22 protein-coding genes are annotated in these 21,934 nt (G+C 56.5%); 18 read left to right on the plus strand and 4 right to left on the minus strand.

The features are described 5' to 3' along the window. Positions 1-15 precede the first annotated feature (15 nt). The gene (gene ypfJ / locus W822_RS33965) at positions 16-891 is read right to left on the minus strand and encodes a KPN_02809 family neutral zinc metallopeptidase (protein WP_024005097.1); all 876 of its coding nucleotides are present in this window, start codon (positions 889-891) and stop codon (positions 16-18) included. 219 nt (positions 892-1,110) lie between these two features. Next, complete coding sequence (locus W822_RS46740) at positions 1,111-1,242, minus strand: hypothetical protein (RefSeq protein ID WP_301280273.1); 132 nt, start codon at positions 1,240-1,242, stop codon at positions 1,111-1,113. Between W822_RS46740 and W822_RS33970 the strand changes: the two genes are divergently transcribed. The 16 genes from W822_RS33970 to galE all read left to right on the plus strand — a co-directional run bounded on the left by W822_RS33970 (position 1,241) and on the right by galE (position 15,497). After that, positions 1,241-1,882, plus strand: coding sequence for a site-2 protease family protein (locus W822_RS33970; protein WP_024005098.1), 642 nt, complete (start codon positions 1,241-1,243; stop codon positions 1,880-1,882). The genes W822_RS46740 and W822_RS33970 overlap by 2 nt on opposite strands. Positions 1,883-1,892: 10 nt before the next feature. Beyond that, positions 1,893-2,702: an endonuclease/exonuclease/phosphatase family protein gene (locus W822_RS33975; protein ID WP_024005099.1), complete on the plus strand. Its 810-nt coding sequence runs from the start codon at positions 1,893-1,895 to the stop codon at positions 2,700-2,702. A gap of 27 nt (positions 2,703-2,729) precedes the next feature. Continuing rightward, the gene (waaC, locus tag W822_RS33980) at positions 2,730-3,683 is read left to right on the plus strand and encodes a lipopolysaccharide heptosyltransferase I (RefSeq protein ID WP_024005100.1); all 954 of its coding nucleotides are present in this window, start codon (positions 2,730-2,732) and stop codon (positions 3,681-3,683) included. Positions 3,684-3,723: 40 nt separating this feature from the next. After that, positions 3,724-5,121, plus strand: a complete 1,398-nt coding sequence (locus tag W822_RS33985) for a 3-deoxy-D-manno-octulosonic acid transferase (RefSeq protein WP_024005101.1) — start codon at positions 3,724-3,726, stop codon at positions 5,119-5,121. 3 nt (positions 5,122-5,124) lie between these two features. Next, positions 5,125-5,985 (plus strand): biotin--[acetyl-CoA-carboxylase] ligase, encoded by an 861-nt coding sequence (locus tag W822_RS33990; protein WP_024005102.1) that lies wholly within the window; start codon positions 5,125-5,127, stop codon positions 5,983-5,985. 4 nt (positions 5,986-5,989) lie between these two features. After that, positions 5,990-6,829 (plus strand): type III pantothenate kinase, encoded by an 840-nt coding sequence (locus W822_RS0123550; RefSeq protein ID WP_031242655.1) that lies wholly within the window; start codon positions 5,990-5,992, stop codon positions 6,827-6,829. 1 nt (position 6,830) lies between these two features. Then, positions 6,831-6,992 carry a hypothetical protein gene (locus W822_RS46505; RefSeq protein ID WP_024005104.1) on the plus strand — a complete coding sequence of 54 codons (162 nt, stop codon included), beginning with the start codon at positions 6,831-6,833 and terminating at the stop codon, positions 6,990-6,992. Further along, positions 6,992-7,663 carry an alpha/beta hydrolase gene (locus W822_RS33995; protein ID WP_024005105.1) on the plus strand — a complete coding sequence of 224 codons (672 nt, stop codon included), beginning with the start codon at positions 6,992-6,994 and terminating at the stop codon, positions 7,661-7,663. Before W822_RS46505 ends, W822_RS33995 begins: the two co-directional genes overlap by 1 nt. An 81-nt stretch (positions 7,664-7,744) precedes the next feature. Then, entirely contained in the window at positions 7,745-9,052 is a 1,308-nt protein-coding gene (locus tag W822_RS34000; protein ID WP_031242659.1) for a D-alanyl-D-alanine carboxypeptidase family protein, read from the plus strand. Between the two features lie 18 nt (positions 9,053-9,070). Beyond that, positions 9,071-9,937, plus strand: coding sequence for a D-amino acid aminotransferase (locus W822_RS34005; RefSeq protein WP_024005107.1), 867 nt, complete (start codon positions 9,071-9,073; stop codon positions 9,935-9,937). Beyond that, positions 9,937-10,212: a DUF493 family protein gene (locus tag W822_RS34010; RefSeq protein WP_024005108.1), complete on the plus strand. Its 276-nt coding sequence runs from the start codon at positions 9,937-9,939 to the stop codon at positions 10,210-10,212. Before W822_RS34005 ends, W822_RS34010 begins: the two co-directional genes overlap by 1 nt. Beyond that, positions 10,212-10,838, plus strand: a complete 627-nt coding sequence (gene lipB / locus W822_RS34015; protein ID WP_031242661.1) for a lipoyl(octanoyl) transferase LipB — start codon at positions 10,212-10,214, stop codon at positions 10,836-10,838. Before W822_RS34010 ends, lipB begins: the two co-directional genes overlap by 1 nt. A 267-nt stretch (positions 10,839-11,105) precedes the next feature. After that, positions 11,106-12,086, plus strand: a complete 981-nt coding sequence (gene lipA, locus W822_RS34020; RefSeq protein WP_024005110.1) for a lipoyl synthase — start codon at positions 11,106-11,108, stop codon at positions 12,084-12,086. 177 nt (positions 12,087-12,263) lie between these two features. After that, entirely contained in the window at positions 12,264-13,337 is a 1,074-nt protein-coding gene (gene selD / locus W822_RS34025; protein WP_024005111.1) for a selenide, water dikinase SelD, read from the plus strand. Positions 13,338-13,450: 113 nt separating this feature from the next. Then, positions 13,451-14,236, plus strand: coding sequence for an AAA family ATPase (locus W822_RS34030; protein ID WP_253272259.1), 786 nt, complete (start codon positions 13,451-13,453; stop codon positions 14,234-14,236). A gap of 196 nt (positions 14,237-14,432) precedes the next feature. Beyond that, positions 14,433-15,497, plus strand: coding sequence for a UDP-glucose 4-epimerase GalE (gene galE, locus W822_RS34035; protein WP_024005113.1), 1,065 nt, complete (start codon positions 14,433-14,435; stop codon positions 15,495-15,497). 70 nt (positions 15,498-15,567) lie between these two features. Here the strand turns inward: galE and W822_RS34040 are convergent, their stop codons facing one another. Next, positions 15,568-16,677 (minus strand): glycosyltransferase, encoded by a 1,110-nt coding sequence (locus W822_RS34040; protein WP_024005114.1) that lies wholly within the window; start codon positions 16,675-16,677, stop codon positions 15,568-15,570. After that, on the minus strand, positions 16,674-18,158 hold the full coding sequence (gene pgi / locus W822_RS34045; RefSeq protein WP_081724379.1) for a glucose-6-phosphate isomerase: 1,485 nt from the start codon (positions 18,156-18,158) through the stop codon (positions 16,674-16,676). The genes W822_RS34040 and pgi overlap by 4 nt, the downstream gene beginning before the upstream one ends. A 318-nt stretch (positions 18,159-18,476) precedes the next feature. On the opposite strand from pgi, the gene W822_RS46685 reads away from it, so the two are divergent. Both W822_RS46685 and W822_RS34055 read left to right on the plus strand, forming a co-directional pair. After that, entirely contained in the window at positions 18,477-19,751 is a 1,275-nt protein-coding gene (locus W822_RS46685; protein ID WP_051401663.1) for a sugar transferase, read from the plus strand. A 106-nt stretch (positions 19,752-19,857) separates the two neighbouring features. Beyond that, a complete protein-coding gene (locus W822_RS34055; protein ID WP_024005117.1) occupies positions 19,858-21,933 on the plus strand; it encodes a glycosyltransferase in 2,076 nt (691 codons plus the stop codon). Position 21,934 lies beyond the last annotated feature (1 nt).

Genomic DNA, 21,934 nt, shown 5'->3' on the forward strand with positions numbered 1-21,934 from the left:
GCCGGCCCTGCGCAATTATTGCTGAGCAAACGTATTGCACTGTTTCATATCACCCGAAGCCAGGCCGCGCTTGAACCAGCTTGTGCGCTGCTGCGAGGAGCCATGCGTGAAGGAGTCGGGCACCACATAGCCCTGGGCCTGTTTCTGGATATGGTCGTCACCCACGGCCGCCGCCGCATTCATGGCTTCTTCGATATCGCCATCTTCAATAATCGTACCTTCTTTTTGCAGCTCATGCGCCCAGATGCCGGCAAAGCAGTCGGCCTGCAATTCAACGCGCACGGAAAGATCATTCGCCTGGCGCTCGTTCATGGAACTGCGCGCCTTGGCCATTTTGTCCATTACACCCAGCAGATTCTGCACGTGGTGGCCCACTTCATGCGCCAGCACATAACCCTGGGCAAAATCGCCCTGCACACCCATCTGAGCGCCCATCTGGTGGAAAAAGCTCATATCCAGATAAACCTTGCGATCTTCGGGACAATAGAACGGACCCATTGCCGCCTGGCCAACGCCACAGCCTGAGCGGGTCGCGCCTGAATAGAGGACCAGGGACGGATTCTGGTACGTGGCTCCGTTCTGCTGGAAAATGCCTGACCAGACGGTCTCGGTGGTTTTCAGAACCTTGGAAATAAAGACCTTGTCTTCATCATTAGCGACTGGCTGCCCCGATTGTTGCGACTGTCCTGCAGGCTCCTGCTGCATGATGTCGCCGCCGCCTAAAATGGCCATGGGGTTGATGCCCAGGAAGTACCACGCTGCCAGCGCAACGACGATTGTTCCGATGCCGATCTTGCCGCCCCCCAGCCGCATGCCGCCTCCGCGGCCAAACCCACCGGCGCCGCGGCGGTCTTCGACATTACTGCTTTGTTCCTGATCGTCTAATCGCATGTTGTTCCCTCTGTCGCAATCCTGCCCGACAAAACAGACAGGTTTTTGTTGAAATTATATGGCTGCGACCCGATTTTATACGGGATTGCAAAACAAAAAACCGCAAATCACGTAACCGAATGCAAGATGTCATCGCAGTTGAAATGACAAGGGGCGCGTGATTGTCATTCATTTACGGTTTTTCACGATTAAAATAGGATCATGAAAAATATGCTGAACTCAGTCGTTCCAGTCGCGCCGGTGGCCTCCGGCGCCCATTGTATAAACAGGCAGTACAGGTGTGTTCCCGGACATGGGGTCGCCGCCGTACCCCACCCGCTCGCTCAACACCAGGGGAGCGCCCGTTATCATGGATGAAATTATCCGTGCCATCACCATTTACGCCATTCCCCTGGTGCTGGCCATTACACTGCCCGAAGCGGCGCGCGGCTTTGCGGCCCACAAAATGGGCGATCGCACTGCGCTTATGCTGGGCCGACTGACTCTGAACCCCGCTAAACACATCGACCCCATTGGTACCATTCTGGTGCCGTTGCTGTTGATCGCGCTTAACACCGGGTTTGTGATCGGCTGGCCCAAGCCCATTCCGGTAAATGAATCCCAGTTTTCACAACCACGGCGGGACAGCATGCTGCTGGCCCTGGCCAGGCCCGTGTCCAATCTGTTGATGGGCATTTTGTGGGTCATCGCGGCACGCCTGTTGCTGGGCGCCGGTGAACTCGACAGCTACTGGTGGAAAGTGGCCATTGCCGGTTTTACGCTGAACATTGTCCTGATGATTTTCAATCTGCTGCCCATTCCACCCATGGACGGCAGTCGGATCGTTGCCGGGTTTTTGCCGCCCCGCATGGCCATGCAGTATCAGCGGCTGGAGCCGTACGGATTTTTCATTTTGCTTGGCCTGATCGCATTTGGCCTGCTGCAGACGATTCTGCTGCCGCTCATCAGTTTTGTTCTGGATCTGCTGGGCCGTCTGTTTCTGTTCGTATAACAAAAATATCATGACCACACTTAAAGTCGTCAGCTACAACATACACAAAGGCAAATCGGCGTTCGGCAAGCGGGAGTCGCTTGCCGATCTGCAGAGCGGGCTGACGGGTCTGGGCGCCGATCTGGTGTTTCTGCAGGAAGTCCAGGGCCGCAATACCCGGGTCGAATCATTGCATGCCCAGCAGGACATGCTGGCAAACCATTTGTCCATGGATGTCTGTTATGGCTGCAATGCCGTCAGAACCGATACCGATCACGGCAATGCGCTGCTGTCGCGTTTTCGTATTGTGAATCACGAAAACGAGGATATCTCGGATCACCGTCTGGAGCAGCGCGGCGTGTTGCACGCCCAGGTTGAAATTGCCGGCCGCAACGTGCACTGTTTCGTGGCTCATCTGGGGCTGTTTGCCGCCAGTCGCGGACGGCAGGTGGGGGCCATTATCGAACGCATCCGGCGTCTGGTACCTGATGATGAACCGCTGATCTTGGCGGGTGACTTCAATGACTGGAATGAAAAACTGGCACCTTATTTTGATCAGGAGCTGGGTTTGCATGAAGTATTTGCCAACAGCCCGCTGCGGGTCGATAATGAATTGCCGCGCCTGAAGACTTCTTTGCGCAGTATGATGGATGGTCGCGGACTCATGTCGGTAGACCAGCTGGCGCCGCCCCGTACGTTTCCCGCGATGTTCCCCTGGCTGCGGCTGGACCGCATGTACCAGCGTGGGTTTACCATCCTCTCGGCACAGGTCCTCAAAGGGCGTCCGTGGGCCCGGATTTCGGACCATGCGCCAATACTGGCTGAACTGGAATTGTCCTGACCTGAACTCATCAACGACACCGCTACGATGACAAAAAAAATACTGATTGTTCGCTCGTCTTCGCTGGGAGATCTGGTGCATATGCTACCGGCTATCTCCGACATTCATCGTTACGTGCCGGACGCGCTGATTGACTGGGTCGTTGAAGAAAACTTTGCCGAGATTCCTGCCTGGCATCCGGCGGTACACGAAGTGATTGTGTTATCCCATCGTCGCTGGCGCAAAAACTGGCTCTCACGTTCCTCCTTCGCTGAGCGACGGGCATTCGCCCGGAATCTGCGCAAGCGTGACTATGATATCGTGCTGGACATGCAGGGACTGATGAAGTCGGCCTGGGTGGTGCGGCAGGCAAAAGGACGCCGCCATGGCCTGGACTGGGCTTCCGCCCGCGAATCGCTGGCTTCGCTGTTTTATCACGAGCGGCATACAGTGAAGTTCTGGCAGCCGGCCGTGCTGCGTCAGCGGCTGCTTGCATCGGCCTCCCTGGGGTACACGTTCTCCGGTGAGCCCGACTTCGGTCTGCAGCGGTTCACCGACAGTACGCCCATTCAGGATTACGCGGTTATCATGCCGTCGGCCAGCCGCGACGATAAGCTCTGGCCCGAACAGGACTGGCTGGCGGTCTTTGAAATTTTGAAGCAGGCCGGACTGGGTCTGAAGCTGCTGGCAGGCAACGAAAAGGAAAGCGCCAGGGCGCAGGCACTTATACGGGATTTCGATAATGCCGAAGTTTTACCCAGAATGGGTCTGACTGAAATTGCTAAACTGTTGGCAGCCTGCAAAATCATGGTTGGTCTCGATAGTGGTCTGACGCATCTGGCGGCAGCGCTGGGTCGCCCGACTATCGGCATTTACAGTGCTTCGACGCCGGTGCGCACGCCGCTGGAAGGGGCCGGTTTTACCGCCAGCCTGGGTGACCGGGGAGTGCCACCCACGCGCGATATGGTGGTGTCGAAACTGAAACAGGCGTTGCTGGCCTGATTGCCCGTTTTGTCGCCCAACCGGTACTCACAACCACAATATGAATCGTTTTTTTTATACCGCAACCCTGAAACTGGCTTCCCCCATCCTGTTATGGTGGCTTGAGCGCCGCGCACGCAAGGCGGGCGGGGTCTGGGATATACGCGGGTCCGAGCGCTATGGTCAGTACAGCGAGAGGGTGCAGACGGGGCCTCATGATGAAGAGGACGGCTACGCCGAAACCGTTTTCGGCTTTGCCCGGCCGGTATGGGTGCATGCGGTCAGTCTGGGAGAAACGCGGGCGGCGCAGCCGCTGATACAGGCATTGCTCGATCAGGGCCTGCCGGTGTTGCTGACCCATTTCACCGAGACCGGGCGGTCCAATGGCGCGAAACTGTTCTCTCCGGCCATCAAGACCGGCAGGTTGTGCCAGGCCTGGGTGCCTTATGACTTTCCCGATGCAGTCGACGGTTTTCTGAATTACTGGAAACCGCGCTGCTGCATCCTGATTGAACGCGAAATCTGGCCCAATATGGTGGCCGAAAGTAAAAAACAGAACATCCCGGTGATTGTCGCAAGTGCGCGTTTTTCCGCCTCGTCATTACGGCGAGGACAATTGCTGGGCAGTGTTCTGCGCAAGGCGCTCACCAGTATTGACCTGATTCTGACCCAGACCCATCTGGATGCCGCGCGCCTGTCCGATATCGGGGTAAAACGTACCCGCGTGGTGGGCAATCTGAAGTTTGATCTGCGGATTTCGCCGGAACAGTCGCATATGGGGCAGGTTGCCAGACGTCATATCGGGCGGCAGGTGATCGCGATTGCCAGCACACGCGAAGGCGAGGACGAGCTGTTTATCCGTGCCATTGCGGATGTCAGAAAAAAATATCCGGACGCCAGGCGCGACCGGCCCGGCGACAACGATGTCACTGCCTCATCCGCAGAGCAGGCCGAAGCCCGCAATGCCATGCCGCTCTTCGTCATGATTCCCCGTCATCCGCAACGCTTTGGTGAAGTGGCCGAGTCTCTGGACGATAACGGCCTGAGTTTTTGCCGGCGCAGCGATTTTCCGACCGATAGCCAGTTGCGTACGGTCGACGTGTTGCTGGGCGACACGGTAGGCGAAATGTTTTTCTATTATGGCCTGTCCGATGTGGCCATTGTCGCGGGCAGTTTTGCCGAACTGGGCGGGCAGAATCACATTGAGGCCAGTGCGCTCGGACTGCCCGTGATCGTAGGGCCGCATACACGCAATTTTCAACAGTCGGTTGAGGATGCGCTGGCCGAAGGCGCAGCCCGCCGCGCCCAGACGCCCGCTGAGGCAGTTGCCCTGAGTCTGCGCATTCTGGACAATCCCGAGCTGCGCCTGGGCATGAGCCGGGCCGCCAAAGAATGGCTATCGCTGCATGAGGGCGCGACCGATAGAATCATGTCTGCCCTGCAACCTTATTTGAAATAAATCATGTCCCTGTTACCCAGCGTTTCTGTTCTGCAGAAAACCCTTTATTCGGCCCTGCCGGATTTCGCCAGTATCGCCTGGGTCGAGCAGGTCGGCTCGACCAATATGAACCTGATGCAGGACGTGCGCAATACGCAGTCGCATATGGGACGTCCGGCGTTGCTTGGGGCGCATACCCAGACCAGCGGGCGTGGCAGGGCAGGGCGGCGCTGGCAGGATACACCCGGTTCCACCCTGATGTTCTCCTGTGCCTATGACGTATATGTGCCGCCGGCCCGTTTGCCTATGCTGGCCCCCGTCGCCGGGATCGTGGCGTGTGAACAGTTGCGCAAAATCACGGGTCCCGCTGTCCAGGATCGTTTGATGATGAAGTGGCCCAACGACATTCTGTACGATCAGGCGAAGTTGTCGGGCTTGCTGGTTGAGTCGACCCGTCCGGCGAAGCGTGAATCAAAGGATCATCACGTCGTGATCGTCGGCATGGGCATGAATTTGTCCAGCGCTGTCGAACTGACCCGTCACCTGGGCCGCAAGGTGGCCGACTGGACGTCGGTGCTGGGTGATTTGAATCAGGATCCGGGGCCATCCGAGGATATCGCGCTCCTGGTGGCGCGCATTGCGCGGGCGTGGCGCGACGCATTCGCCCAATACGAACAGCAGGGCTTCGAGGCCTTTCTGGCGCGACACGAGCAGATTGACGCATTGCGCGAGCAGCAGGTGAACGTCATTGTCGATGACCGGATCGTGCTGTCGGGTGCGGCTTGCGGCGTCAATCAGGACGCCTGCCTGCTGGTCGAAAGCGAAGGGAAGCGGCACGCGATCACCATCGGGGATATTTCCATTCGCCCCCGCGATCAGGACTGACGATATGCTTACGGTTCTGCTTGATGCCGGCAATTCCCGTATCAAAGTCTCCTTTGAATATCGTGACACAAGTGAGCATCGCAACGCTTGTGAACCCAACGATTCGAGCGCGATCGACCCCGGTCGCGTATACGCCTTTGCCAGTGACGGTCTCAATGCCCTGGCCGACCTGATCGGAAACTTGCCCGAACCGCCGTCCCGGGCTCTTGGTGTCAGTGTCACTTCAGATGCAATCCGGCAGGAACTCGATACTATTCTGAGCCCCCGTGTGATTGAATGGCAGACGCCTGGCCCGCGCCTGTTACGCCTGAAAAACTGCTATCTGAACCCGGCCGAGCTGGGGCCCGATCGGTGGCTCGGCATGCTGGGCGTGCTGACCCGGCAGCCGATTGACCGACCGCTGATGCTGGTCAGCTTCGGCACTGCGACCACGGTCGATACGATTGATGATCACGAAACGTTTCTGGGTGGCCTCATTTTTCCCGGGGTCAGTATGATGCAAACGTCTCTGGGGGCAGGTACTGCCCGTTTGCCGATCGCGCCCATGCCGGGGCAGATGTGGCCGCCTTTCCCACAAGGTACCCAGGCGGCGATCGCAACCGGCATCGTGGCCGCGCAGACCGGCGCGATCATGCGTCAATGGCAGCAGGTGGCCGAGCATCTTGGTCAGGCCCCCCTGGTGTTTGTCACCGGGGGCGCCCGTGCCGCCATCCTGCCCGAACTGCAGGCGAGAATTGACGCGTTCAGCGTTGATATGGGATTTGGTACAATACCGATCATCGAGTGCGAGTCGCCGGTTCTGGACGGACTGCGCGCCGTCGCCCAGCATTCACCGGACGCCTGATATGCGCACCCTTTTTTTCGTTATTGTCCTGGCCAACCTCCTGACTTACGGTCTGGGTGCGGGCTGGTTTGGACTCAAGCCCGGCGAATCGCGGCTGGGTGCCGTGGTCAGAACGCCGACTGAATTTCGTCCCGGCGCGATTGAAGTAGGACCGCTCAAATAATGGCTATTCGAACCGAACCCTTTGTCGCCACGGGCGCAGCAGGGCGCATAGACTGTCTCGTCGACTGGCCCGACCAGGCTGATTCCCCGCTGGGTTGGGCCCTGGTGTTGCACCCTCATCCCCTGCATGGCGGCACGCGTAACAACAAGGTCGTGACGACGTTGTCCCGTGCCTACGCACAGGCCGGCTATGCCGTGTTGCGCCCTGATTTCAGGGGCGTTGGAAAATCGGAAGGCAGTTTCGATCAGGCGCGCGGTGAAACCGAAGATATGCATGCGCTGATTGACGCATTCATCTCGGCTCACCCGGAACTGGCAGACAAGCCATGGCTGCTGGCCGGTTTTTCTTTCGGCTCCTCGGTTGCCGCGCAGTTGTATTCCGTGCTGGATCAGGAACGCACGCAACCGTTGCCGCAACAACTCATATTGGTCGGTACCGCCGTCAAACGGTTCGCCTGGCGTGAGGTCGTGCTGCCCGAAAACACACTTGTGATCCACGGTGAACGCGACGAGGTCGTCCCGCTGCAGGAAGTCTTTGACTGGATCGCGCCTTACCGTGTGCCGGTCACCGTCATACCTGCCGCTTCCCATTTCTTTCATGGCTATCTGATCGAACTGAAAAAACTGACGCTCGGCGGTCTGCAAGAGATCAGCGGCGAACCGCCGGCGTAACGCATTTTGTGCTGCAAGCGCTTATAATTCCTAACTTGCAGGCTATTTCTCCCCATTCATTTCAAATCCGGACCCGTCCCCATGTTCCTACGTCGTATCGTACTTATCCTGATCATTGTCCTGGTCGCAGGCGGTGCTTTTGTCTTCTTCAATAAAAATAATAATACTGCGCCGTCCGGCACGGTACAGACAGAGACGCAGTCAGGTACGACGCAAACAGGCACGTTACAGCAGTCTGCCCCGACCACGGCACCTGCGCCGCAATCGCGTTCCAGCATACCTATTACCAATGTCGATACGCCGGTGCTCAGCGAAGTGGCAGGCATGACGCCGCCCCAAACCAATGTCAAGGCATGGTTTCTGATCGATGCGTCCTCGGGCCAGATTATCGGCAACCAGGAGCCGGACCTGAAGGTATCACCGGCGTCCCTGACCAAACTCATGACCGCCAGCCTGGTGTTTTCTGCGCTGGATGAAAATCGCATCCGTCCCGAACAGGAAGTGACCGTCTCTGAAAAAGCCTGGCGCACCGGCGGTTCGCGCATGTTCATCAAAGTCAATACACAGGTCACCGTCGATGATCTGATCAAGGGCATGATTGTCCAGTCCGGTAACGACGCCACGATTCAACTGGCCGAGACGGTCGCCGGCAGCGAGGACGTATTCGTCAACCAGATGAACAAGGAAGCCCAGCAGTTTGGCATGACCAACACGCATTTCACCGACCCGACCGGCCTGCCTGCGCCGGATCATTTCACTACGGTGCGTGATTTGTCGCTTCTGGCCCAGCATGTCATCAAGGACCATCCCAAGTATTACCATTATTTCAGCCAGCCTGAATTTACTTACAACAAGATTCGCCAGCACAACCGCAATGGCCTGCTGTCCCGCAACATCGGTGTTGATGGTCTGAAAACAGGTCATACTGAAGATGCCGGCTATTGCCTGATTGCAGCCGCCAATCGCGATGATCGTCGTCTTATTTCAGTTGTGGTCGGCGCGGCAACCGTGCGCGAACGCGAACAAGTCAGCCAGAATCTGCTGAACTGGGGCTATCAGAACTTCGCTGCCAAACAATTGGCCGCAGCAGGTGCGCCCCTGGTCAGTCCCCGCGTATGGGAAGGCACGGTCAAGGAAGTCAAGCTGGGTGCTGCAGACGGCGTCAACGTGACAGTGCCACGTGGCATGGAAGACAAGGTTCAAACCATTACCCAGATCAATGGCAAACTGGTTGCTCCGCTGGCCAAGGGCCAGACTGTGGGCAATGTTCAATTCGTGCTCAATGGCAAAGTGCTTAAACAGGAGTCGCTCAACGTACTCGAAGATGTACCTCAAGCCGGTTTCTTCGGTCGTATGTGGGACAAGGTTCTCAGCAGTTTCAACAGTTAATTTTTCAGGCAGAACGTGGTGATTCAGGGTGTAGACAGTGATAGCATCGTTTATCTGAACGGTGAATATGTACGTGCCGACGAGGCAAAAATCTCGGTATTTGACCGGGGGTTCATTTTTGGCGATGGCGTATATGAAGTGGTGCCCGCCTACAATCGCAAGGCGTTTCGTCTGGACGAACATGTGCGGCGCCTGGAGCGCAGCCTGAACGCGATTCAACTGGTCACGGGCAAGGACGCGTCCTTCTGGGCGGGCCTGATGCAGGATATGATTGCCCGCGCCAGGACCGATGACTCCTTCATCTATCTGCAGGTCACGCGTGGCGTGGCCAAGCGGGAACACATTTTCCCGTCGCCACCCGTTGCGCCGACCATTTTCTGCTCCAGCGGCCCGTTTATCCGGCCGACGGCAGAACAGCGTGAGCGTGGCATTCGCGTGATTTCCGGTGCCGACGAGCGCTGGCTGCACTGCGATATCAAATCCGTATCCCTGCTGGGCAACGTTTTGGCGCGCCAGGCTGCGGCCGAGCGCGGCGTCGATGAAGTCATTCAGTTTCGCGATGATGTGCTGACCGAAGGCTCCCTGAGCAATATGTGGGTGGTCAAGGATGGAACGCTTCTGGCTCCCATCAAGAATCATTTCATTCTGGAAGGCATCCGCTATGGCCTGCTGGCGACCCTGGCGCAACGGGCGGGCGTGCCCTTTGAAGCGCGCAATATTACCCGTGCCGAAGTGTTTGCGGCAGATGAAATTCTTGTCACATCGGCTACCAAGGAAGTGCTGCCGGTTCTGGAACTGGATGGTGCACCGGTTGGAAACGGGCAACCCGGCCCCATATATAGAAAGTTAAGGGCCGAATATGACGAGGAAATTTCCCGATTATGATGAAAGACATCCCGCCAGAGCAATCGCTGATCGAATATCCCAGTGACTTTCCCATCAAGGTCATGGGCGTTCAGCATGCCGAACTGGCACAAATTCTGACCGATCTGGTGCTGCAGCACGATCCGCACTTTGATCCGGCCACGGTGGAAATGCGCTCCAGCAGCAAGGGCAATTACATTGGCCTGACCTTCACGATTCGCGCTACTTCTCGCGAGCAGCTCGATGCCCTGTATCGGGCCCTGCACAGCCACGAGCTGGTCAAGATCGTCTTGTGATGCCGGTCCAGGTGCGTCGCCTGGACGGACCGGCCCCCTATGAGCCGGTTTGGCAGGCCATGAAATCCTTCACTGAAAGTCGTGACGCCGACACGCCCGACGAAATCTGGCTGGTCGAGCACCAGCCTGTGTACACGCTGGGGCAGGCCGGCAAACCGGAGCATCTGCTCAATACCGGCGCGATTGAGGTTGTTCGCTCCAATCGTGGTGGACAGGTCACCTACCATGGGCCGGGGCAGGTGGTGGTTTATCCGCTGGTCGATTTGCGTCGCAAGGGGATATACGTCAAGGAATATGTGGCGCTCATTGAGGATGTGGTCCTGGGTACCCTGGTCAGCTATGGCCTGGAGCAGGCCTGTCGCAAGCCGGGCGCGCCCGGGGTTTATGTTCCGCTGCCGGATGGCAGCCTGGCCAAAATTGCCGCCCTGGGCGTAAAGATTACCCAGGGACGGGCTTATCACGGGCTGGCCTTGAATGTAGATATGGACCTGCATCCGTTTGACGGGATCAACCCCTGTGGCTATGCGGGCATGTCGACCGTGGATCTGAAAACCATGGGCGTGGCCACCACGGTGCAGGATGCGGGTGACAGGCTGCTGAAGCGGTTGCTGGCCCATTTCCCGTAAATCGCGGCGTCGTTCGGCCTGATCTGCCCCATGTTCACTCTCTGGCTGTCTGTACCCAGGTTAGGCGCATCGCCTGGCTGACCACGAATCCCTGTCTCGCAAGGCTGACTGATACTCAAACTGGAGGTCATCTCAGGGTTTTTGCTAATAAACCGCCATTAAGCGGTAAAATGATTGCAATATTCACACGGTTGTCCCGGTTCCTGCCTGCAAAGCAGGGGGCGAGAACACCGCAACGTCCATTCCCAAAAGGGCCGTGACACGACTATGACTACACAGACCGCAGCAACGCCAACCGTCAAAGACGAGCAGTACGACGCCACCAAAAAACAGAAATCTTTCGATAAAACCTCGCGGATTCCGATCAAGATCATTCCCGTCGAGCGCCTGAAAAAGCCCGAATGGATTCGCGTCAAGGCGGCGGCACCCAATTCGCGCTTCAACGACATCAAGAAAATCCTGCGCGAGCACAATCTGTTTACCGTCTGTGAGGAGGCCTCCTGCCCGAACATCGGCGAATGTTTCGGCAAGGGCACGGCCACTTTCATGATCATGGGCGACAAATGCACGCGTCGCTGTCCGTTCTGTGATGTGGGCCATGGTCGCCCCGATCCACTTGACACTGATGAACCGGCCAACCTGGCCAAGTCCATTGCGGCCATGCGTTTGAACTATGTTGTGATCACTTCGGTTGACCGGGATGATCTGCGCGATGGTGGGGCAGCCCACTTTGTGGAATGCATCAACGAAACCCGTACCCGATCTCCCAAAACCCAGATCGAAGTGCTGGTGCCCGATTTTCGCGGTCGCCTGGACAAGGCGCTGGACATTTTCGGCAATGGCCTGCCCGATGTCATGAACCACAACCTGGAAACCGTGCCTCGCCTGTATAAGCAGTCACGTCCTGGCGCCGATTACATGCACTCGCTCAAACTGCTGCGTGATTGCAAACAGCGCTATCCCAATGTTCCGACCAAATCCGGCCTGATGGTCGGTCTGGGTGAAACCGACGAGGAAATCCTGCAGGTCATGCGCGACATGCGCGATCACGACATTGATATGCTGACCATCGGCCAGTATCTGCAGCCCTCCGAACACCACCTGCCGGTGATGCGCTATGTGCATCCCGACACGTTCAAAATGTTCGAGGAAGAAGCCTATAAAATGGGCTTTACGCACGCCGCCGTCGGCGCGATGGTGCGCTCTTCCTATCATGCAGATGAACAGGCTCACGCAGCCGGGTTTTGATGTGAAGTGCTTGCGCTGAGCTGATCCTGAGGCAATGTCCATGATTCAGCTGTACAGTGCGCAGCTGTCGTGCTCTGGTTATAATAGCGGGCATACCGTTACCCTGGTTACCGCGCTACAGTTGGTTGTGACATCGGCTGGCTGTAGCAGCGTGGTAGCACGCCCACTGGAAAGAGCATGTCCCATACCGATCCCAACCCACCCCTCACACCACGCCTGACTTCGCTGTCTCATGGCGGCGGTTGCGGCTGCAAAATCGCCCCCGATATCCTGTCCCAGCTGCTGGTGAATATGCCGGTGTTCAAGGACCACCCCAACTTGCTGGTGGGTACGGAAACATCGGACGATGCGGCTGTGTATCGTCTGAACGACGAGCAGGCATTGGTGGCCACTACCGATTTTTTCATGCCGATTGTGGACGATCCGTTCGACTTCGGGCGCATTGCCGCAACCAATGCATTGTCGGATATTTACGCGATGGGTGGCACCCCCATCATGGCGCTCGCGCTGGTCGGAATGCCGATTAATGTCCTGCCCAAATCAGATATTGCCCTGATCCTGCAGGGCGGCGCAAGCGTTTGCGCTGAGGCGGGTATTCCGGTGGCCGGCGGGCATTCCATCGATTCAGTCGAACCGATATACGGGCTGGCCGCCATGGGGCTGGTGCATCCGGATCGCATCAAGCGCAATGCCGCTGCCCGCGACGGCGACCTGCTGATTCTGGGCAAGGCGCTGGGCGTAGGCATTCTGTCAGCAGCGCTGAAAAAAAACCTGTTGGGCGAAGACGGTTATCGCGCCATGGTGCACTCCACCACGCAACTGAATCGGCCCGGTACGCGTCTGTCCACGCTGGACGGCGTTCATGCCATGACCGATGTGACCGGCTTTGGGCTGCTTGGACATACCGTGGAAATGGCGCAGGGCGCCGGGCTGACGGCAACCATCCACGCCGATGCCCTGCCGTGGTTGCAGGGGGTGCAGGACCTGGCCCGGCAGGGCATCGCGACAGGTGCATCTGACCGCAACTGGCACGCCTGCGAGGCATCGGTACAGTTGTCGGCGGACATCGATATACCGACACGAATACTATTGACCGATCCGCAAACCTCGGGTGGGTTGCTGGTGGCTTGCGCACCGGAAGCGCGTGATGAGGTGCTGGAACTTTTTCGCGCAGAAGGGTTTGACCAGGCTGCTGTCATCGGACGCATGAGTGCGGGAGAACCGCAAGTGCACGTCGTGCCAGCTGCATGACTGTTGAATAAACCCCGGGGGCTGAGTCAGCGCTTAATACTCGTGCGACTGGTCATCAGAATGCCTATCCGGCATATCAGACACGTGTTTACCGGTTTGGTCCTGGGGGATGAATGATTTTCCTGGCTCAATTGCATTCTCAGCATATGGCATTGAACAATCAATTTTTAAAGCATGTCGATTTCCTTCGCGACAAAGTGAATTCCCATGATTGCTACCCGTATAATCTGCCCGCCGTAAGAGCGCTTCAACGTCTTGATTTTCATCCGAAAATCACCTATTTCGTCGGGGAAAACGGATCGGGAAAATCAACATTGCTGGAAGCGATAGCAGTGGCCTTCGGCTTCAATCCGGAAGGGGGCACAAGAAATTTCACCTTCAATACAAGAACATCACACAGTTCGCTGGCCGATCACATTCGTCTTGCAAAAGGATTCAGACCCAGAACAGGCTTTTTCCTGAGGGCGGAAAGCTTTTTTAATCTCGCGACGGAGATAGAAAATCTGGACGAGGACGAAGACGGGGGACCACCGGTGATCGACTTTTATGGCGGTGTTTCCTTACACGAACAATCCCACGGCGAATCGTTCATGGCACTCCTGACGCACAAATTCGGCGGAAAGGGCCTATATATTCTTGATGAGCCCGAGTCCGCGCTGTCGCCGCAGCGTCAGCTGGCGGCACTTTTTCGCATTCACGATTTGGTTGAAGCCGGGTCACAATTTTTGATTGCCACGCATTCACCGATTTTACTTGCCTACCCTGAATCCACAATTTATCAGTTTTCAGATACGGGAATCGAAACACCTGCCTATGAAAATACGGAAACGTATCAGGTGATGAAAGCGTTTATAAACGACCCACAAAAGATGCTCCGGTTTATGCAGGGTAATAATTGAAAACGATAATTACATCCAGAATCTCACGGCATTCGCGTTTTGAGTGTCTCGTGGAATAATAAATACAACTTTCCTGCTCAAGACAGTAGCAGGATAAAAATGCCTCTTTCAGCCGGTTGCCGTGTCATGGTTTGTACCCGGCATTGAACTATAATTTCAAAAAATTCATTGCGATTTGCAAAGGGGCCATACGGGCATGAAACTCTTGATTACCGGCGGGGCGGGCTATATTGGTTCGCATACCGTTGTTGAATTACTGAACGCGGGGCATGAGGTCGTTGTGCTGGACAATTTGTCCAACAGCGCCGAAGCGTCCCTGGACCGCGTCGAAACCATTACCGGAAAATCCGTGGTTTTTTTCGAAGGCGACGTCAGGGATCGGGCGCTGCTGGATTCGGTTTTTGCCACACATGCTATTGATGCGGTGGTGCATTTTGCCGGCCTGAAGGCCGTAGGCGAAAGTGTCACGCAGCCGCTGCGCTATTACGACAATAATGTCGCAGGCACCATTACACTGACAGAAGCGATGGCGGACGCCGGTGTGCGGCGCATTGTGTTCAGCTCCTCGGCCACGGTATATGGCGAGCCTGACACCATGCCGATAGCAGAATCCTGTCCGGAGGGGATTCCCACCAATCCTTATGGCAGTTCCAAGCTCATGGTCGAACGCATTCTGCAGGACATGGTCAAATCCGATCCGAGCTGGTCGGTGGCGATTTTGCGTTATTTCAACCCGGTCGGCGCCCATGAATCCGGGCAGATCGGGGAAGACCCCAACGGCATTCCCAATAATCTGCTGCCGTATATCACGCAGGTGGCAGTGGGCAAGCTGGAGAAACTCGCCGTGTTCGGCAGCGATTACCCGACGCCCGACGGCACGGGGGTGCGCGATTATATTCATGTCGTGGATCTGGCGCTGGGGCATCTGGCGGCACTGGACTATATTCAGGACAAAACCGGCACGCATATCTGGAATCTGGGCACCGGCAAAGGGTATTCCGTACTGGATATTGTCAAAGCCTTCGAAGATGCCACGGCAGTGTCTATCCCCTATACGCTGTCGCCCCGGCGCGCCGGTGATATTGCCGAATGCTGGGCCGATCCCGAAAAGGCCCGTCGCGAGTTGGGCTGGACGGCAAGACGTGGTCTGTCACAGATGATGTCCGACAGTTGGCGGTGGCAGAAAAACAATCCGCAGGGCTATCGCAGCGATAGCCAAAATGGCGGCGATGATGTGGCAGAAGAAGCCTCACAGGACTGAACTGGCGAACGCTGCCGGTCGGGGCGGACGGAGGGGCATGACTGCGCTTTTGCCCAATCCGGCCCCGCTGCTAGCGTACGCTTTTATAGACCTGCAGCGTCCTGTCAGCAAACACCGACAGATTGAATTGTGTTTCGGCCCGCTGGCGACTGTGCTGGGCAATCGCGCTACGCAGGGCCGCGTCAGGCAGAATCTCTTCAAGCAGAGTCCGCAGCGCGGGCACATCCTTTACGGGTGTAATCCAGCCTGATACGCCATGCTCCAGATTTTCGGGCAATCCGCCGGCATCGCTCACAATGGTGGGCAGGCCACAGGCCATGCTTTCGCGCGCCGCGAACGACAGCGCTTCGTTATGCGACAGGACAAAACCTATATCGCTGGCCGCCAGAACAGGTCGTATGTCGTCAAGCAGCCCGGGGAAAATCACCTGTGACTGCATCTGCAGACTGGCGATGGTCTGAGTAATGTCCTCGGCAGGCGGATCACCCGCCACAATGACGCGGCAGCGTGTCTTCAGTGCGTCGGGCAGACCGGCAATGGCGTAGATCAGCTCCAGCCAGCCTTTTTCGTAATCGGTACCGCCGGTACTGCCAAACACAATGAGTTCCGGGTCATCGACGCCCAGCAGAGCCTTGCGTGCTTCGCCTCGTTGGGTTGCCGAAGGGGGCGCAAAATAGTGTACGTCAATGCCGTGATGGATGACATGAACGGGGAATGCCTCATAGGCGCTGCCGACAAACAGCTGGGCCACATAGCGACTGACTGCAATGACCGCATCGGTTCCCAGCCAGGCACGCAGGCGGTGTCCGATGGTATGGACGGAATGATCGTTATGCTTGGTAAATACAATGCGCGGTCGCTGCTGCCGGGGGAGCCCCAGACAGGCCAGCATCACATGGCGGTGGTCGGCGGAGGCATTGACATGAATAACATCAAATTGCTCTTGCCGAATCAATCGACGCAACTGACGCACTTCGGGCACCATTCGTCCGATGCGACTGTTAAACCCCTGATCCCTGACCGTGACGCCCGCCAGTGCGCCGGCGTAGCGAAACAGCCGGCTGGTGCCCGGTGTCGCAACCCAGCAGTCGTGGTCGCCAAACTGGCCCAGCAGGTGCAGGATATAACTCACATGCCCGCCGCCATTACGTTTGTGAAAATTGGTAAAGAGAATCTTCATTCCATTTGTGAGCGAATGTGTTCAATCCAGTAACGGGTGGACGCATCGTGCGTCGCCCGCGGCGCGGCGCCTTTCAGTTCAGCCGTAATATCGGTGGCCAGCACCTTCCCATACTCTACACCCCACTGATCGAACGGATTCAGTCCCCATACCAGCCCCTGGACAAATACTTTGTGTTCATAGAGCGCCAGGAGCGCACCCAGCGCGAACGGGGTCAGGCTGGGCAGCATGATCAGATTGGACGGACGGCCACCCGGGTGGACCCGGTGCCGGGCCAGCTCTTTGGCAGCGTCGGCCGACAGACCCGCTGCCCGGCATTCCTGGACTGCCTGCTCGTAGCTTTTGCCGTGCATAAGCGCTTCGCGTTGCGCCAGACAGTGGGCGAGCAATTGGATATGATGTTCGCGCCAGGCGTGATCTTCGTGCTGGCAGGCAATGAAATCGACGGGCGCGCCATCGCTGCCCTGGTGCAGCCACTGAAAAAAGGTATGTTGGGCATCGGTGCCCGGCATGCCCCAGACGGCAGGGCCGGTGGGCACGGTAATGGGTTCGCCGTTCACATCGACGGATTTGCCCAGCGATTCCATTTCCAGTTGCTGGATATAGGGAATCAGGTTGGCGAGCCGCGCATCATAGGCTGAAATATTCAGTGATCCATAGCCCAATATGCTGCGGTTGGCAATGCCGGCCATGGCCAGTTGCACGGGTGCATTCTGTTCAACAGGCGCACTCAGAAAATGATCGTCCATGGCCTTGGCGCCGCTTTGCAATCCGGCGACCACATCGGATCCCACCGCCAGGCCGGCCGCGACCCCGACAGCGGACCAGATGGAAAAGCGTCCGCCCACCCAGTCCCAGAACTGGAAAATCTGGCTTTGTTGGAGGCCCCAGGCCTGCGCGGCCTCGGGGTTGGCGGTGATGGCGATCACCTGGTTCAGCGGTTCGGCGATCCCTGCAGCGTGCATCCATTCAATGGCCCGCTTGGCATTTTCCATGGTTTCTGCGGTCTTGAATGACTTGCTGGCCACTACAATAAGCGTTTCGCGCGGATCCAGGCCGGCCAGGCCGCCTTCGACCGCATGGCCGTCGATATTGGCTATGAAACGGATATTGCGCCACATACCGGCATAACCGAAGGCGCCGACGACAAGGCGCACGCCCCAGTCGCTGCCGCCAATACCGATATGCACAATGTTGCGCCAGCGGCGTTCGCTGTCGCTGCGGCGCACGAATTCCAGTGCACGTTTGCGTTGTTCAACGACTTCTTCGATCGGGCGTGGCGCCCGCAGCTGGGTGTGCCAGGCGGCGCGGTTCTCGGTCGTGTTGACGGGTTCGCCATTGAACAGGGCCTCTCTGGTACTGTCAAAGTGGCGAACTTGCAACAAGGCGCTGACCGCGTCGACGACCTGCTGGCTATAGGTTTGTGCAGTCAGATCGATTTGCATGCCGCCAGCTTCAATGATTCTGGGCGCGGGCGCCATGCGCGGCGAGGACTGAACCGCCTGAACATAGTCCCGCCACTGTGGCAATTTGGTCAACGGAAGAGGGGAATCTGAGTTGGTATTCAAATTAATCCTGCTTAAAATAGGTCAGCTAAGTATACCGTAACGGATAGATGAGAATGCGTCTTCTTTATTGGCAAAACGATGCCCCAGAACGGCTTGCGGCGCAGAGGCATCCTTTTCAGACTTTCATTTTTCAAATGTAAAAGTATGTCGCTAAGGCGGTAAACTAGCTATTTGTTTTTACTGATTCGTTGTTTAATACACGTCAACCATTGCAAGGCCATACCCTGAAACGTGACTGAACTCATTCCTGCCCGTCGGTTTGACCGCTTTTTTGAACAGCTTTTGTTTTCACGGGTATTTTCAATCGTGATCGGCTGGTTCCTGTGTGTGGCGCTGCCCTATGTCCTGATGTGGGGGCCGGCGGCCGTCAGATTTCCCGATGATGGGCAAATTACGGCTGCGGTGGTAACTTCGATTGCGCTCGTTTTGTCCAATATTGCCGTGTTTCGCCTGCTGACCCGCTATCCTGGGGGGCGCAATGCCGCCCTGGTCGCGCCACAGGTGCTGGCCATTTACCTGACGCTCTCGCTGATCGTGTTGCTGTTCCGCCTGGACGTCTCCCGGTATCTGTTGTTTGCCAGCGGGCTTGTTGCCCTTTTCTGGCTGCACATCGAGTTCATGGCGCTGCAGCACCTCAAGAAAATCAAGCTGGCCGTGATCAACATGGGGCGTGCGGCAGAGCTCGCCAATATCGGTTTCATCAATACGCGCATCCTGAAGGCGCCCGACTTGGAAGAAATCCGCTACGACGGCGTCGTGGCCGATTTCGACGCGATTGATGGTACGTGGGAGCGCTTTCTGACGCGCTGCGTACTCAAAGGCATTGCTGTATATAACGCCAAGCATTTGCTGGAATCTCTGACAGGGCGGGTGTCCATCCGAAAAATGTCGGAGAACGATATCGGTTCGCTGCTACCCAGTCGCAATTACGAGCGCCTGAAATTCCTGTTCGATATGATCATTGTGGTGCTGACATTGCCCATTGTGCTGATTATCTGCGCGATTACGGCGCTATGCATTCGGCTGGAGGGTCCGGGCCCCATTCTGTATTCGCAGACACGTATTGGGCGCGGCAACCGGCCTTTTACCCTGTACAAATTTCGCAGCATGGCCTGTTCGAAAGATGACGCCGAAGCTTTCGCCCGGCAGGATGACAGTCGCATTACGCGGGTCGGGCGCGTGATCCGGATGCTCAGGATTGACGAGCTGCCGCAGTACATTAATGTGATCCGCGGCGAAATGAGTCTGATTGGCCCGCGTCCCGAACAGCCCAGCTTTGTAGAAGAGTTTGATGAACTCATTCCTTTTTACAGTTACCGGCATGTGCTGAAACCGGGCATTACCGGCTGGGCACAAGTGCGTTCCGGTTATGCTTCAGACTTGGATGAAACGCAAATCAAGATAGAACATGATTTCTATTACATCAAGAACGCTTCTTTCGCCCTGGACATTTATATCATTTTCCTGACCGTCAAGACGGTGTTCACAGGCTATGGAGCGCGCTGATAGCGCCTGGTTGGGATTCTGGCATCAACCGGATTCGGCTTGCCTTGTACAATACCGATTCTATGTTGCCGGCCCTGTTTTTATATAGAGTTGTTATGGGAAGTTCATGACTATTGATTATTCAATTGTGCTGAATCTGCACAACGAAGCGCCTTATTTGAAAAGGACGATGCGCTCACTTGCCCAGGCAGCCAGCTTTGCCAGGCATAAAGGGCTGACGAGCGAGCTGGTACTGGTGCTGGACAGCCCCGACGAGGCTACGCGCGAGTGGGTTGCAAAGGCGGATTACCCCGAGTTCGATTCGCATAAAACGTTGCACGTGAAGAACCGTTCCCTTGGTCTGTCCCGAAACGACGGGATTGCAGCAGCCAGCGGGCAATACATTACGACCGCCGATGCCGATGATCTGGTGTCATACAACTTCTTTGTCCAGATGCATGCCGCACTGCTTGAGCACGGCCCTAACACGATCATCTGTCCGGAACATGTGTGTTCCTTCGGCGATCGCACCTATTGGGGACAGTATACGTCCAGTGAAGATGTGACCAATATCATGTTGTTCGGGGCAAACTCCTATGTGTCCCGGATTGGCTGCCATCGCTCGGTATTTGATCGACTGCAGTTCATCGATGCACGCGGCGGCATGAAGGCATTCGAGGACTGGCATTTCAATTGTGAAGCGGTGGCTGCGGGTTTCCGTTTCGACATAGCCAGGGATACGGTTCTGTTTTACCGGCAGCGCCGCAATAGCATCATGACTACGTCTCATGGGCGCATCATTCCGTTTTCCAGGCTGTTCATGCCGACGGTGTTTGCGCAGCGCTGCGCCGAGGATTACAGGATAATCGATGGCCGAAAATGGTTTGACGGCTTCAATAGCGAACTGATGCGCCAGCGGCTTCTGGATTCGCAAGTGATGCTCGAGGCCATTGCTGCGGCAAATTATATCGAGCCGAAAATTGATATTGAACTGGTGAAACACCTCAATGTCGGCTCCTCGAAAGGCGGTCCGCTCTCACCAGGTTGCGCTTATTACGAAGCGGTCAGGCAACTGGACGACAGCCAGTTTACCGATGTCGTTCTGTTTCCGTTTGTCTCCAGAGGGGGCGGGGAGAAGTACATTCTTGATGTGGTGAAAGCGCTGCTCAAGCTGGATCCGAACAAGCGCATTCTGATCCTGACAGGAGAAAAATACGAGACGCATGCACTGCATTTGCTGCCGGAACAGTGTACCTTCATTGATTTGTACGAGATTTGTTCACGCTGGCAATTGAGTGATATACACATTATCACCCTTAGAATTATCCAGGCCGTGGCTGGCTCGAGCATGCTTCACATCAAGTCATGTCCATATGCCTTTGCGTTTTACGAGCGGTTTTCGGCTGAGCTGACTAATCCGGCCGTGTTCTATTATTTTAGTAACGCTGTTTATCAGGATCGGGGGGTGAGCCTGGCCGATGGCAGCGGGCTCTACTTTATTTCCGAATTTGCGCCCAGCTTGACGCATATCATTTCAGATCAACCGGCCTCTATCCAGTATGCGAAACAGCGCCTCGAACTGGATGGCCTGACGTGCGCAACCTTGTATGCGAAATGCGTCAGTCAATTGCAACCGGACAGTCTTGCACCATTCAAACCGGTCCGGCGGCTGTTGTGGGCTTCCAGGCTTGACTATGAAAAACGCCCGGAACTGATTCCGCTGATCGCTGCCCGCTTGTTTGAATACGATCCGCAAATCGTACTGGATGTGTATGGACACAGTGTTTTCGTTGAAAACAGCAGCCCTTTCGGTACGATTCCCAATGTGACATACAAAGGGGGGTTTACCCGGTTTGCGGACCTGAATCCGGCAGGGTATGACGCCCTGGTCTATACGAGCCGCTTTGACGGCCTGCCCAATATCGTGCTCGAATCCATGGCGGAGGGATTGCTGGTGATTGCACCGGACGTCGGAGGAATTGGCGAGGTTGTCTACCGCGACCGGACCGGCCTGTTGATCGACAATGATAGCGAAGACCTGGTGATGGCGGACCGTTATATGGATGCGATCAGCAAGCTCTACGAAAATGTGCTCGATGTCGATCAGCTCAGGAAGGGAGCGCTGTCTCTAATTCTTGAACGCCATAGCGAACAGGCATATATGGCAAGTGTAAAGGAAATATTTCATTTGGCGGATCAATAGT

Origin of the sequence: Advenella kashmirensis W13003 (assembly GCF_000506985.1) — a bacterium.
Classification (GTDB): Bacteria; Pseudomonadota; Gammaproteobacteria; order Burkholderiales; family Burkholderiaceae_B; genus Advenella; species Advenella kashmirensis_A.